General features: G+C 76.6%; 7 protein-coding genes. All 7 read right to left on the reverse strand.

The annotated features are described in order from the left end of the window. Positions 1-178: 178 nt before the first annotated feature. Positions 179-2,989, reverse strand: coding sequence for a condensation domain-containing protein (locus ABD343_RS18645; RefSeq protein WP_344529563.1), 2,811 nt, complete (start codon positions 2,987-2,989; stop codon positions 179-181). Beyond that, the gene (locus ABD343_RS18650) at positions 2,986-4,887 is read right to left on the reverse strand and encodes an amino acid adenylation domain-containing protein (RefSeq protein WP_344529564.1); all 1,902 of its coding nucleotides are present in this window, start codon (positions 4,885-4,887) and stop codon (positions 2,986-2,988) included. Before ABD343_RS18650 ends, ABD343_RS18645 begins: the two co-directional genes overlap by 4 nt. Continuing rightward, entirely contained in the window at positions 4,884-6,809 is a 1,926-nt protein-coding gene (locus tag ABD343_RS18655) for an amino acid adenylation domain-containing protein (RefSeq protein WP_344529566.1), read from the reverse strand. The genes ABD343_RS18650 and ABD343_RS18655 overlap by 4 nt, the downstream gene beginning before the upstream one ends. Positions 6,810-6,860: 51 nt before the next feature. Next, a complete protein-coding gene (locus tag ABD343_RS18660; RefSeq protein WP_344529568.1) occupies positions 6,861-8,030 on the reverse strand; it encodes an acyl-CoA dehydrogenase family protein in 1,170 nt (389 codons plus the stop codon). Beyond that, complete coding sequence (locus tag ABD343_RS18665) at positions 8,027-11,224, reverse strand: non-ribosomal peptide synthetase (RefSeq protein ID WP_344529570.1); 3,198 nt, start codon at positions 11,222-11,224, stop codon at positions 8,027-8,029. Before ABD343_RS18665 ends, ABD343_RS18660 begins: the two co-directional genes overlap by 4 nt. A 70-nt stretch (positions 11,225-11,294) precedes the next feature. Further along, entirely contained in the window at positions 11,295-12,635 is a 1,341-nt protein-coding gene (locus ABD343_RS18670) for a non-ribosomal peptide synthetase (RefSeq protein WP_344529572.1), read from the reverse strand. Between the two features lie 85 nt (positions 12,636-12,720). Continuing rightward, a complete protein-coding gene (locus tag ABD343_RS18675; RefSeq protein WP_344529574.1) occupies positions 12,721-14,130 on the reverse strand; it encodes an MFS transporter in 1,410 nt (469 codons plus the stop codon). Positions 14,131-14,408: the final 278 nt, after the last annotated feature.

Below are 14,408 nucleotides of genomic sequence, written 5' to 3' on the forward strand. Positions count from 1 at the left end.
GCCCATGCCGCTAAGGGGCGCGGGGAACTGCGCGCCCAGCCACGACGCTCGCGCGGCCCGCGACGCACCTGTTGGGGCAGCCTCTGCCCGGTGCTGGGTCCGGGCTGCCCCAACGGTGCGTCGCAGGCCGCGCGTTCGTACCAACTGGGCGCGCAGTTCCCCGCGCCCCTTTGGGGCGCTACTCAGCGCGCAGCATTGTCGCGAGCGTTGAGCGCCAGTCCTCTCCTGGGCGTTCGGCCAGTTCGGCCGCGAGCTCGGCGGCAGGCGTGAAGCGGTGCCGGTGCCGCGGGTCGGGCTCGCCCTCCAGCGGGGTCACGCTCACTGCCGCCCCGTCCCCCGTGAGCCGCGCCAGCTCGTCCACGAACTCGGCCCACGCGACGTGTCCCCCGACCGCGTCCAGCACCCCGTCGGCGGGCCGCTCCACACAGCGCGCCACGGCGCGGGCCAGCGCGGCGGCGTGGACCCAGGGCGTGCCGTACCAGCCGTCCGCCGGGTCCGGCAGCGCGAGCGGCGTCCCGGAGCGTACGGCCTGGTACAGCTCCCCCGTCGCCCCCCACTGGAGCTGCGCCCGGAACCTGTCGTGCGGGCCCCACACGATGGGTGCCCGGACCGCGCTGCCGCCGCCCCTGCCGTCCGCGCCCGCCGCCTCGGCGAGCATCCGCTCGCAGTCCCGCTTGGCGCGGCCGTACGCGCTGAGCGGCGCCTCCGGCTCGCCGTGCGCGTCCGTGCTGCTCACGAAGACGAACGGGCCCCGGCGCCAGCCGTCCAGCAGGGCCCGCATGGCGGCGCGGTCCGCCTCGTGGTCGGTGAAGGTGCACGCCGCGTGGACGATCGCGTCGGCGCCCTCGGCGGCCCGGCGCAGCCCGTCGGGGTCCCGGAGATCGCCCTCGACGACCTCGGCGCCCGGCTCCGCCAGATGCGCCGACTCGGGCCGCGCCAGGGCCCGTACGGCGTAGCCGCGCGCCGCCAGCTCGCGGACGGCGAAGGCGCCGACGCCGCCCGTGGCCCCGGTGACGAGGACGGTACGCGTGCCCTGCGCGGTGCCCGTGCCCGTGGCCGTGGCCCTCGCGCCGGACGCCGACTCGCGGGCGCGGGCACGCGCGTCGAGCAGCGTGGCGAGCGCGCGCGGCGTGCGGTGCTCCATCACGTCGAGCCCGGTGAGCGGCAGCCGCAGCCGCTCGCGGAGCCGTTCGGCGAGCTGGACCGCGAGCAGCGAGTGCCCGCCGAGGAGGAAGAAGTCGGCGTCCGGGCCGGGCTCGTCGCCCAGCGTCTCCCCGAACGCGGTGAGCACCGCACGCGCGCGGACCCCGGCGAACGGCGCCCGCGCGCCCGTGCCCGCCGGTGCCGCGAGGCCCGGGAGCCGCGCGGTGTCCACCTCGCCGCCGTCCGTGCGGGGCAGCGCGTCGACCAGCGTCACCCGCCCGGGCACGAGTGCGGCGTCCAGCCGGGCCCGCAGGTCCGCGCGGAGCGCCGTCGGCGAGGCGCCGCGCACCGGGCCCCGGGGGTCGGGCACCGCGAAGGCGAGGGGCGGCAGCCCCTCGCGCTCCACGAGCAGCGCCTCCGCGATCTCGGGGCGCTCCCGCAGCAGCGCGAGCGCCGGGTGCGGGGGCGCGGCGCCGGGCCGTTCCAGGGCGAGCCGCCCCGTTCCGGCCGCCGCGCGCAGCGTGCCGGCGAAGGCGTCGAGCAGCCGCCGCGCGGCCTCGCCGCCGAGCCGCGCCGCCTCGTACTGCACCAGGCAGCGGGCGCCGTCCGGGGTCTCCTCGACGCAGAGCGACAGGCCGAACTTGGCGGTGCCCAGGTCCACTTCGACCGGTTCGCCGCGGGTGCCGGGGAGGCCGAGCGTGGCGGGCTCGGACAGCAGGTCGGCGGTGACGTTCAGCAGCGGGTTGCCCTTGCTGTCGCGCGCGGCGCCGCCCAGCCGCTCCACGATCATGTCGAAGGGCACGTCCCGGTGGCCGAGCGCCTCCAGCAGCGCGTCCCGCACCAGGCCGACGAGCGCGTCGAGGTCCCCGGCGCCGCCGGTGTGGACGCGCAGCGGGAGAGTGTTGACGCAGAGCCCCACGAGGTCGCGGGTGCGGGCGCCGTCCCGGTGGTCGGCGGCGCAGCCGATCACCAGGTCCTCGTGGCCCGTGGTGCGCAGCAGCGCGGCGTACGCGGCGGCCAGGACGACGGCGAACGGCGTGGTCCGGTGCCGGACGCCCGTGGCGCGCAGCCCGTCGAGCGCGCCCTCGGGCAGGGGCGCGCGCAACACCCGTACGCCCTCGGCGGGTTCGTCCGCCGCCGGGGGCGGCAGCGGCACGGGGCGGGCGCCCGCGAGCTTCGTCAGCCAGTGTTCGAGCCCGGCCTCCAGCTCGGGGACGCGGGCCTGCTCGCGGCGCGCGAAGTCGGCGTACCGGGGCACGTCGGCGGGCAGCGCGGGCGTACGCCCCTCGCGCTCGGCGCCGTACAGCTCGGCCAGCTCCCGGCCCAGCACGCCCAGCGACGTGCCGTCCACCGCGATGTGATGGAACGTCAGCAGCACGGTGTGGTCCTCGGGCCCGTGCCGTACGACGAGGGTGCGCGGGAGCGGGCCCGCCGCCAGGTCGAAGGGGCGCGCGGCCTCCTCGCGCAGCGTCCGCGTGGCGGGCCAGGGCTCCTCCACGAGGCGGGGCGCGGGCGGCTCCGCGTCCACGACGTGCTGGCGGGGCTCCCCCTCGTGCTCCGCGTACCGGGTGCGCAGCACCTCGTGGCGGCGGGTCAGCGCGGCGACCGCACGGCCGAGCGCGGGCACGTCCAGCGGGCCGCGCAGCCGGGTGGCGAACGGCACGTGGTAGGTCGTGCCGTCCTCGCCGAGGCGGTCCATCAGCCACATCCGCCGCTGCGCGTACGAGAGGGGCGCGGGCCCTTCCCCGGCGGCGGCCCGTGCGCCGGGCCCGCCCCGGTCGGCGCGGCGGCGCCGGGCGCGGCGGAGCAGCTCCTCCTCGCGGGAGGCGTCCTGTGCGGTGGTCATCGTCCCGCCCCCTCGGGCACGGTGAGCGGGCCGGAGCCGTCCGGCCCGTCCGTCCCCTCCGGCTCCTCCGTCTCGGCGGCGAGGGCCCGCTGGAGCAGCCCGGCCTGGTCGGCGACCGTCGGCGCCGCGAAGAAGTCGGCCAGCGACAGCTCGACGTCCAGGTCCTCGCGGAGGTCCTCCACCACGGCCAGGGCGAGCAGGGAGTGCCCGCCCAGCGCGACGAAGTCGGCCTCGGGCGTGGTCACGGGCTCGCCCAGCGCCCGCGCCCAGGCCTCGGCCACGACCTCCTGGAGCGGCGAGAGCGCGCCGGGAGCGGCCGGGGAAGGGGCGGCTGAGGCCGCGTCGGAGGCGACGGGCTGCTCGGCGAGGGCCCTGCGGTCGACCTTGCCGGTGCCGGTGAGCGGCAGCGCGTCCACCGTGAACCAGGCGTTCGGCACCATGTGCGGCGGCAGTTCGGCCCCCAGGTGCGCGCGCAGCTCGTCGGGGAAGGGCGGGACAGTGCCGTCCTCGGGCACGACGAACGCGGACAGCCGCGCGTCGTCCGGCGTGGGACGGCGTACGACCACGGCGGCGTCGGCGACCCGCGCGTGCCGCCGCAGCGCGTGCTCGATCTCGCCGGGCTCGATGCGGTAGCCCCGCACCTTCACCTGGTCGTCGGCCCGCCCGTGGAAGCGCAGCACGCCGTCGGGGCCCCGGGAGGCGAGGTCGCCGGTGCGGTAGAGCCGCCCCCCGGCCCCGGTCTCGTCCCCGTCGTCGAGGAAGCGCTCGGCGGTCAGCTCCGGCTGGCCCAGGTAGCCGACGGCGACGCGCGGCCCCCCGATCCACAGCTCGCCCGTCTCCCCCTCCGGCACGGGCGTGCCGTCCTCGCCGAGCAGGCGTGCCTCGGCGCCCGCGACGGGGCGGCCGATGGGCACGGGCCCGTCGCAGTCGGCGTCCGTGACCCGGTGGGCGGTGGCGAACGTCGTGGTCTCCGTCGGCCCGTACCCGTTGACCAGCTCCAGCCACGGGTGCGCCCGCAGCACTGTACGGGCGTGCCGCGCCGACATGGCCTCGCCGCCGACGACCACCGTGCGCAGCAGCCCGAACAGCGGCGAGCGGCGGTCGGCGAGTTGGTGGAAGAGCGCGGTGGTGAGGAACGCGACGGTGGCGCCGAGGCGTTCCGCGTCGCGCGCGAGGCCGTCCATCGAGAGCCGGTCGGCGGTGGAGACGGCGACGGCCGCCCCGTTCGCCAGCGCGACCCACGCCTCGAACGGCGAGGCGTCGAAGGCGAGCGGCGAGTGGAACAGCACCCGGTCCCTCGGGGTGACCGTGAGGAACTCCGGCTCGCTGACGAGCCCGGCGATCCCGCGCCGGGTGAGCCCGACGGCCTTCGGCTTGCCGGTGGAGCCGGAGGTGTACATCACGTACGCGAGCGCGTCGGGGTCCGCGGGCTCCGGCGGCGCCTCCCCGGCGTCCGACGCGGACGCCTCGGCGGAGGCGTGCGGTTCCCAGCCCTCGGGGAGGACGAAGGACTGCTCGTCCGGGATGCCCAGTTCCTCCAGCGGGCCCTTCTCGCCCAGGGTCAGGGCGGCTCCGGCGCCCGCGAGCATGGCGCGCAGGCGCGTCGCCGGATAGCCGGGGTCGAGCGGCACGTAGTGGCCGCCCGCCCACCAGACGGCGAGCTGGGCGACGACCGTACGGGCGGCGTGCGGCAGCAGCAGCCCCACGGCGCTGCCCTCGCGCACGCCCCGCTCGCGCAGCTCCCCGGCGAGGGCGCGCGCGGAGGCCGCCAACTGGCCGTAGGTGAGCGCGGTCGTGCCGTCGAGCACGGCCAGCGCGTCGGGCGTACGGCGCGCGTGCGCGGCGACGCGCGCGGGCAACGAGGGCGCGGGGGCCCGGTCCCGGTTCCTGGTGGTCATGACTTTCCTCCCTGCTGGGCGTGCTTCTTGTCGACCAGCGCGGCCAGTGCCCGCAGGTCGGGCTGGCGCAGCAGCTCGGGCGCGCGCAGCCGGACCCCGCAGCGCTCCTCCAGCACGGCCAGCAGCCGCGCGGCGAGCAGCGAGGTGCCGCCGGATTCCATGAAGTTGTCGTCGAGGGCGAGGGCCGGGGTCTCCAGCAGCTCGCGGCAGACGGCGAGGACGAGCCCCTCGGTGCCGTCCGCTTCTTCCTCCGCCGCCGGGGCGTGGGCGGCCGTCTCCTCGGCGGCGAGCAGCGCGGTGCGGTCCACCTTGCCGTTGGCGTCGAGCGGGAAGGTGTCGACGAAGCGGACGACGGCCGGGACGGCCTGCTCGGGCAGCCACTCGCGGACGCCGCTCAGCAGTTCGGCGACATCCACGGCCGTGCCCTCCGCCTCCACGAACGCGACGAGCGCCTTGCCCGACGCCGACTCGCGCGCGGCCACGGTGGTACGGCGTACGCGCGGGTCGCGCTCGAAGGCGGCCTCGACCTCGGCGAGTTCGACACGTACGCCGCTGATCTTGACCTGGCTGTCGAGCCGGCCCAGGAACTCCAGGACGCCGTCCTCCCGCATCCGCACCCGGTCCCCCGTCCGGTAGACGCGGTCGGTCCCGGTCACGCCGGGCGGCGGGGTGACGAAACGGCGCGCGGTCAGCTCGGCGTCGGCGTAGCCGAGCGCGAGCAGTCCGCCGCCGATCCGGAGTTCGCCGGGCTCGCCCCGGGGCACGGCGCGGCCCTCGTCGTCGGTCACGCACACGAGCGCGCCGCCGACGGGCGCGCCGATCGGGGGCGGCTGGGCGGTGTCGCCGGCGCCCGGGTCCTTGCCGTCCGTGTCCTCGGCGCGCGCGTCGAGGGCGTGGACGGTGGTCATGACGGTGGCCTCGGCGGGCCCGTACGCGTTGTGCACCCGCGCCGTGACGTCGGCGCCCGGCCAGGCGCGCAGCCGGTCGCCGCCGACCGTGAGGTGGCGCAGCGCGGGGAGTGCGGGCCAGGGCCGGGCGAGGACCAGTTCGGCCAGCGGCGTGGGCAGCACGGCGGCGGTGACCCCGGCCGCGCGCCACCAGTCGGTGAGCGCCTCGGGGTCCCAGCGCACCTCCTCCGGCGGGACGCTCAGCGCGGCGCCGGTCGTCAGCGCCGTCCACAGCTCCTTGAGGTGCGGGTCGAAGGCGACGCCGACGAGCAGGCTGTGCCGCTCGCCGGGGCCCGCGCCGACGTACGCGCCGTACCAGGCGGTCAGCGCGGCCAGCGACGCGCCGCCCACGGCGACGGCCTTGGGCTCGCCCGTCGAGCCGGACGTCAGTACGACGTAGTGCGTGCCGTCCGGCAGGGCGGCCCCGCTCTCCTCCGTACGGGCGCCGAGCGCGGCCACCGCGCGCGGCGCGGCGTTGGCGCCGCCCTCGGGGAGCGGAAGCGGAAGGTGCTCGCGGCCGTCGTCGGCGGGCAGCAGCGCGGGGTCGCCGACGAGGCAGCGCACGCCGAGCCGTTCGGTGACGACCGCGAGCCGCCGGGCCCCGGGGCGCGGCCCGAGCGGCAGATAGACGGCGCCGAGCCGGGCCACGGCGAGGGCCGTGGCCACGAGCGCGGCCGAGCGGTCGAGGCAGACGGCCACGACGTCGCCGGGCCGGACGTGCGGGCGCAGCGCGTCGGCCGTACGGCTCGCGTGGGCGTCGATCTCCCCGTAGGACCAGGTGAGTTCGCCGTCCTCGACGGCGGGGGCGGCGGGGGTCTCCCGGACCCACCGTGCGTACCTGTCCAGGACGTCGCCGTCCTGGGCCCCGGGATGCGGGGCGGTGTGCGCGACGCTCGGCGTCGCGGATCCGGATGCGGGTGCGGATGTCTGTGATGTCTGTGGTGTCTGCGCGTGCAGTACAGCGGAGTCGTTCATGTCTCCTCGGTGGTTCACGTCGTGTGGAGGAACGCGGCGCGCGGCCCCGCGTCAGCCCAGGCCCATCGAGCGGGCGATGATCACCTTCTGGATCTCGGACGTGCCCTCGATGACCGTCATCATCCGGACGTACCGGTACAGGAATTCGAGCGGATGGCCGCGGACCCAGCCCGTCGCGCCGTGGACGCGCAGGGCGCGGTCCACGACGCGGACCGCCGTCTCGGACGAGGTCAGCTTCGCGAGGGCCGCGTTCTCCGGGGACTCGGTCCCGACGTCGACCAGCCGCGCGCAGGCCAGCGTCAGGAGCTTCGCGGCCTCGATCTCCGCGCGGGAGCTGACGAGGTGCTCCTGGACGTGCTGGTAGGCGCCGATGCGCTCGCCGAAGGCGCGGCGCTCGCGGGCGTACTCGACGCCCTGGGACAGCGCGTACTCGGCGATGCCGTCGCACATCGCGGCGACGACCAGGCGCCCCCGCGAGAGGTTGTCCATGCCGTTGCCCAGCGCGTTGCCGACGCCCGCCTCGCCGCCGATCACGGCGTCGGCCGGGACGCGGGCCTCGTCGAGGAGGACCTCGAAGACGGGCTCGCCGGACATGCCGTCGTAGCGCTGGCCGAGGCGCAGCCCGGGGTTGGCCGCCTCGACCACGAAGGCCGTCGGCTGGCCGTCCACGGCGGCGATGACGAGCGTGAAGTCGGCCTTGTCGGCGCCGCTGACGAAGGTCTTGCGGCCCCGCAGCACCCACTCGCCCGACCCGGTGTCGCGTGTGGCGGTCGTCGTGAGGCTGAACGCGTCGGAGCCGGCCTGCGGTTCGGTCAGGGCCAGGCAGCGCGAGGCCTCGCCCCGTACGAGCGGCAGCAGGTAGCGCTCGATCTGCTCGGGCGTGCCGTTGCGCAGCAGCGGGCTGGGCCCGTCGGATCCGGCCAGCGCGTAGGGCGCGAGGGGGCAGCCGCTGCGGCCCGCCGCGTGGTGCAGCAGGACGACCGCCGTGAACGGCATGCCGGAGCCGCCCAGCTCCTCGGGGTAGTCGCCCGCGTAGAAGCCGAGCGCTGCCGAGCGGGAGCGGGCGTACGCGCGCATGTCGTCCGGCGGCAGGTCGCCGCTCTCGGGGATCTCGGCGGCGAGCGGGACGAGTTCCCTGCGGATGAACGACTCGAAGGAGCCGACCAGTTCGCGGTGCTCGTCCTCCAGGACGGACGAAGGCGTGCTCATGCCCGTGCTCATGCGCGTGCCCCTTCCAGCGCGGCGGCCTGCTCGGCCAGTACGGGGTTCTGGAACAGCAGCCGCAGCGGCGGGCGGTGGCCCGTGCGCTCCTCCAGCCAGGCGGCGAGCTGCGCGGCGAGCAGCGAGTGCCCGCCCGCCTGGAAGAAGTGCGAGGCCGGGGTGAAGTCGCCGTGGCCCAGCACCTCGCGCCAGCCCTCGGCGAGCAGCGCGACGGCCGGGTCGGCGTCCTTCAGCCAGGCGGCGTCGTCGCCGGAGGCCCGGTCGGCGGACTCCTCGATGCCCTCGGGGAGTTCGGCGGCCGTACGGGCGAGCGCGGCGCGGTCCGGTTTGCCGCCGCGCAGGGTCGGCATCTCCTTGAGCGCGACCCACCGCGCGGGCACGAGCGGCGCGGGCAGGCGCCCGGAGAGGGCCTGGTGCAGCGCGAGCTGGTCCGGCTCCTCGTCGGACTCCAGGAACCCGGTGAGCCGGGGCCCGCCCTCGGCGTCGGGCTCGTGCACGACCGCGCACAGGGTCCCGGCGACGGTCGCGGCGGCGGCCTCGATCTCCTCCAGCTCGATGCGGTAGCCGCGCAGCTTGACCTGGTTGTCGCGGCGCCCGAGGAAGCAGACCCGGCCCGCGGTGTCGCGGTATCCGAGGTCGCCGGTGAGGTAGGCGCGGGCGCCGCCGAGCGCGTCGACGGTCACGAAGCGGGCCGCGGTGGCCTCCGGGTTGCCCAGGTAGCCGTCGGCCAGCGCGGTGCCGGTGACGGCGAGTTCGCCGACGGCCCCGGCGGGCAGCGGGCGCAGCCCGGCGTCGAGGACGTGGACCCGGGTGCCCGGCAGTTCGGTGCCGAGCGGCACCTCGCCGCCGCCGTTCAGCTCGTCGGCGGTGACCTCCTGGACGGTGCTCGTGACGGTGGCCTCGGTGAGCCCGTAGGCGTTGAGCACGGTCGTGCCCGCTTCGGCGCAGGCGTCGAGGAGGGGGCGCAGCGAGGAGACGGGCAGTCGCTCGCCGCCGAGTACCAGCAGGCGCGGCTTCCAGCGCCCGTCGCGCAGCGCCTCGCCCAGTTCGTCGCGCACGGCGAGGAGGTAGCTCGTGGGCAGGTTGGCGACGGTGATCCGGCGCGCGGCGAGGACGGCGGTCAGCTCCGCGCCGGTGGGCACCTCGCGCTGCGGCGCGACGAGGCAGGCCCCGGCGTACAGCGAGGGCAGCACCTCTTCGAGGGCCACGTCGAACGAGGGCTGCGCGAAGAGCAGCACGCGGTCCTCGGTGCCCAGCGCGTACCGCTCGGCGATCGCGCGGACGTAGCGGGCGAGGGCGTCGCGGCCGACGACGACGGGCTTGGGCAGTCCGGTGGAGCCCGAGGTGTGGATGACGTACGCGGCGTGCGCCAGCTCCGGCACCGGGTCCGCCGCGGCCCTCGGAAACGCGGGCCCGTCGAGCAGCGCCAGCGGCAGCCCCTCGGCGGGCAGCGCGAGGGCGCTCTCGCGGGTGGTGAGGACCAGCGCGGGCCGGAGCCGTCCGAGGAGGGCCTCCAGGCGCCCGCGCGGGTCGTTGGGCGAGAGCGGGCAGTGCGCGGCGCCGACGCGGAGGCAGGCGAGGAGCGCGACGACGGAGTCCTCGCCGCGCGGCAGGACGGCGGCGACGGGCTGGCCCGGGCCGACGCCCGCGGCGCGCAGCCGCCCGGCCAGCTCCTCGACGCGCTGGTCGAGCTGTCCGTGGGTGAGCGTGCGGGGCCCGCTGACGAACGCGGGCGCGGCGTCGTCGTGCCGGCCGAGGGGGTCCAGGATGCCGGTGACGTCGAGCGGCCCGGCCTCCTCCCCGGTCGCGGTCGCGGTGCCGGTGTCCTCCGGCGCGGTGCCGGTCGTCCCCGGCCCGGTGCCGGTCGGCTCCGGGGCGAGGGCCGCGAGCGGGGCGGCGGGCGCGTCGAGGTAGGCGCGCAGCAGGCCGAGGAAGCGGGCGGCGAGGAGCCGCGCCGTGTCCTCCGTGAACAGGTCGCGGTCGTAGTCCCACACGAGCGTCATCCCGGCGGCGCCGCCGCGCGGGCCGATGACCCGGCGGTCGTCGGGGATGAGCACGAGGTCGAGGTCGAAGCGGGTGGTGCCGGTGTTGAAGCCCTCGAAGAGGGAGACCTCCAGGCCCGGCACGTCGATCTCCGGCAGCCGCGCGTCGTGGGCGCTGAACATCACGCTGAACAGCGGGTTGTCGGCGCCGCTGGTGTGCAGGCCGAGGGCGCGGGTCAGCTCCTGCACGGGCACGTCCTGGTGCGGCAGGGAGCGGAAGAGGGAGTCGGTGACCTCGTCCACGGCCTCGACGGCCTCGGACTCCGCGTCCAGGCGCAGCCGCAGCGGGATGGTGTTGACGAACATCCCGACGGTGTCCTCGTACCCCTCGGGCCGGTTGCCGACGGCGGTGCCGACGACGAGGTCGGCGCGCCCGCTGTGGCGGCGCAGCAGCTCGGTGAAGAGGGTCAGCAGCGTGGAGAACGGGGTGTGCCCGCTCTGCTTGCCGTGCGCGCGCAGCTTCTCGGCGAGGTCGGCGCCGATGGCCTGGCGGAGCTGGCCGCCCGCGTGCCGCCTGCGCACGCCGGGGCGCGCGAGGCCGGGCAGCGGGACGTCGAACGCGGCGTCGCCCAGCTCCCGTTCCCAGTACGCGAGGCTCGCGGCGCGCCGCGCGGGGTCGGCGGAGGCCCGCGCGTGCTCCTCGTACGAGGGCGCCTCGGGCAGCTCCAGGGTCTCGCCGAGCACGCGGGCCCGGTAGGCGGCGAAGAGGTCGTGCAGCAGGATCGCGAACGACCGGCCGTCGTGCACGAGATGGTGCTCGACGTGGACGAGGCGGTGGTGGCCCTCGCCGAGCCGGACGAGGCACCAGCGCAGCAGCGGCGCCTCGAAGGTGTCGAGGGGCGCCTCGGCCTCGGCGCGCAGCACGTCGTCGAACGCGCCCTCCGGATCGGTCTCCCCGGTCAGGTCCAGGGTGCGGAAGCGGGGCGCGCAGTCCTCGCGGACGCGCTGCGCGGGCACCTGGCCCTCGCGGGCGACGAGTTCGAGGCGCAGGCCCGGGTGGCGGTCCAGCGCGAAGCCCAGCGCGTGGCGCAGCGCGTCCTCGTCGAGCGTCCCCCACAGGTCGACGGTCGCGGTGAAGTTGTACGCACGGCTGCCGGGCAGCATCTCCTCGTGCAGCCAGACGATCTCCTGCGACGGAGACAGTCCGAACATGGTTCCTCCCATGGATGGTGGTCGTGCGGTGGGCGAGCGGCGGCCGGCGTGCGGGCCGGAGCCGCGGGGTTCACCCGGCATGTGGTCCCAGGTGCGCGTGGAGCGCGGTGATCAGCAGGTCGAAGGCGGCTTCGGCGCGCGCGTCCGGCAGGGCTCCCCTGTCCCAGGCCATACGGACGAGCAGGTCGGTCCCGTAGGAGACGGCGACGGTGAACGGCGCCTGGAGCGGGCGCCCGTCGATGTGGATCTCGCGGCCCTCGGCGTCGCCGAGCCGCAGCGGCGGGCGGCGGTGCAGGTCCTCGAAGGTCAGCAGCCCGTCGAGGCTCCCGGTCCAGGGCACTCCGGCGGCGCGCACGGCCCGTACGACCTCGTCGTAGGGCGCGTCGGCGTGGTCGAGGTCGTCCCACCAGGTGGTGGCGGCCTCGTCGGCGGCGGCCGGTGAGGCGTCGCGGCGGGGCACGGCGGGGTGGACGACGGTGTTGAGGAAGCAGCCGAGCACGGGTGCGGCCTTCGCGGGCCGCCCGCCCCACGGGTAGCCGAGGAGCGGCACGTGCTCCTCGCCGGACAGGGCGCGGGCGGCGATGCCGCAGGCGTCGAGGAGCGCGGGGAACGCGACGGCGCGGGCGTGCCCCGGGGGCAGCGCGAGCCGCGCCCGTACGGCCCCGGCGGGGCGCACGGTGTCCGGCACGAACGCGGCACGCCCCGTGACCCGCCCCAGGTCGAGGCGGCGCGTCCAGTACGCCAGGGCCTCGGGCGCCGACGCGCGGCGCTCGGCCTCCAGTTGGAGGGCGACGGCCTCGGCGTACGCGGCGGCGTCGGCCTCGGCGCGCGCGGCGGGCACGTCCCCCGGGCCGAGGCGGTGGCGGTAGGCGTCGGCGAGGTCGGCGGAGAGCTGGCCGAGCGACTGCTCGTCGCAGACGGCGTGGTCGAGGGCGAGGGCGAGGATCTCCATCGGCCCCTCGCCGTCCGTCTCCGCCGCGCTCGCGTCGGTGAGCAACAGCCGCATGGGCGGCCCGTCGGCGGGCCACGCGGCGAGCGCGCGGCGCAGCGCGTCGGCCGCGCCCTCGCCGGGCCGCGGCATGACGCGGCTCACCTCCGCCCCGGGCGCCCCCAGCCGCTGCACGGGCACGCCCCGTACGACATGCGCACGGGTGCGCAGCGCCGGGTGCGCGGCGGCCAGGTACCCGGCGGCCTCGCGCAGCCGCTCCGGGTCGACGGAGCCGCGCGGGAACGCGAAGAACAGCGGTACGAGATCGGGACGGCGTCCCGCGTCCAGGTACCGGGCGACCACGAACCGCCGCTGCGCGCCCGTCACGGGCAGCAGCCCGTCGGGGTCGCCCGTGGTTTCGGCGGCCCTGCGGTATCTGTCGAGGTACTGCGCGGTGATGCAGTCATCGGTGCTGGTGTGCACGTCGGCCCTTCTCTCGCGCCGTTCCACGGCGCGTGGTTGGCGCGGCACCGTGGGGGGCACCGCGTCGTTCGAGGACAGGAGGAGTTCAGCGCCCCCGCGCGGCTCCGCGCCCCTCGGGACCGGGGCGGAGGGTGGTGTCGTGTTCGGCGTCGCGGTCGTCTCGGCGACCGGCCTCGCGCCCGCCGGGGGCGGGCGATCCGTGGTCCGGGTCCCCCGGGGCGTCCGGGGTCTCCGGGGCGTCCGGCGCCTGCGGGGCGTCCGGGACGTTGCGGAGCGGGAGGAGTGGCAGCGGTACGAGGAGGAAGCCGGCGGCGCAGACCCAGAGGGCCGTACGGGGGCCCGCCGCCGAGGCGAGCGTGCCGCCGACGAGGGCGCCGAGCGGCATGGTGCCCCAGACCATGAAGCGGAGCGTGGCGTTCATCCGGCCGAGCAGGGCCTCGGGGCAGACGGCCTGCCGGTAGCTGACCTGGGCGACGTTGTAGACGACGGCCCCGAAGTAGACCGCGCCGGACGCGAGGGCGAACCAGACGGCGCCGTACCCCTTGCCGGACAGCGGCCAGAGCACCGCGAACGGGCCCGTGACCACCGGCGCGAGCCAGATCAGCCGGACCTGCCCGCACCGGCGGGCGAGCCGTCCGGCGCAGGCCGCGCCGAGGAGCCCGCCGACGGCGGAGGCCGAGAGCGTGAGGCCGACGGCGCCCGCGGGCAGGTCGAGGACGCGGACCAGGAAGACGGTCTGCACGGCGGTCTGCAGCGCGGCGAAGAAGTTGGCGATCCCCGTCGTGGCCGCGATCAGCCGCAGCACGGGGTGCCGCAGCACGAACGCGAGCCCCTCCTTGACCTGCGCGCCGAGCGAGACGCCCGGCTCGGGCTCGGGCGGCGCCTCCTCCCGCGCGCGGATCCGGCGCAGGAAGAACGCCGAGACGAGATAGCTGAGGGCGTCGACGAGCAGGGCGAGCGGCGCGCCGAGCGCCTGGACGAGGCCGCCGCCGAGCCCGGGACCTGCGACCTGCGCGGCCGAACGGGCGCTCTCCAGCGCCCCGTTGCCCGCGACGAGCCGCGAACGGGGCAGCAGCCAGGGCAGATAGCTCTGGTAGGCGACGTCGAAGAAGACGGTGGCGAAGCCGGTGACGAGCGCGACCGCGTAGAGCTGCGCCATGGTGAGCACGCCGCAGACGGCGGCCAGCGGCACGCTGCCCATGGCGACGGCGCGCACCACATCGGCACGCAGCAGGACGGGCAGCTTGCGGGCGCGGTCCACCCACGCCCCGGCGGGCAGCCCGATGAGCAGGAACGCGACCGTCTCGACCGCGGTGAGCAGGCCCACCTCGAAGGCGGTGGCGTCGAGTTGGAGGGTGGCGATGAGAGGCAGCGCCACGAGCGTGACGTGGGTGCCGACGTGACTGACGGCGGCCGCGTGGAAGAGCTGCCGGAAGTCGTGCTGTGCGAGGACCCCGCCGCCGGGAGGCGGGCCGGGTCTGTGGGACGTCGTCACGAGGGCTCCCACCGCGGGGCGGTGCCGGGCCGTACCGCTGCCGGACTCGCCTGCCCTAGGAGCCTTAAGGGCGATATTTCGCCATTGCTTAACCGTGAACTGTGGTTCACCGTGCGGTTCTCCCCCCATAACCCGGGACCGGCACTCTTGATGGTTGTCCGATATTCGGTCCCCGGTGTCCGATTGGACGCTCCAAACCCTCCTAGAATGAAGGGCAGTTACGCAACGGTTGCCCGCTGTGATTTATGCAACGTCCTTGTGTAATTAGTAAAAACCTC

Origin of the sequence: Streptomyces albiaxialis, from assembly GCF_039530985.1 — a bacterium.
In the GTDB taxonomy this organism is placed as follows: domain Bacteria; phylum Actinomycetota; class Actinomycetes; order Streptomycetales; family Streptomycetaceae; genus Streptomyces; species Streptomyces albiaxialis.

Excerpts from the sequence above, each read along its gene's own strand:
- ABD343_RS18645 (WP_344529563.1), bottom strand. The coding sequence starts at position 2,989 with ATGACCACCGCACAGGACGCCTCCCGCGAGGAGGAGCTGCTCCGCCGC.
- ABD343_RS18650 (WP_344529564.1), bottom strand. The coding sequence starts at position 4,887 with ATGACCACCAGGAACCGGGACCGGGCCCCCGCGCCCTCGTTGCCCGCG.
- ABD343_RS18655 (WP_344529566.1), bottom strand. The coding sequence starts at position 6,809 with ATGAACGACTCCGCTGTACTGCACGCGCAGACACCACAGACATCACAG.
- ABD343_RS18660 (WP_344529568.1), bottom strand. The coding sequence starts at position 8,030 with ATGAGCACGGGCATGAGCACGCCTTCGTCCGTCCTGGAGGACGAGCAC.
- ABD343_RS18665 (WP_344529570.1), bottom strand. The coding sequence starts at position 11,224 with ATGTTCGGACTGTCTCCGTCGCAGGAGATCGTCTGGCTGCACGAGGAG.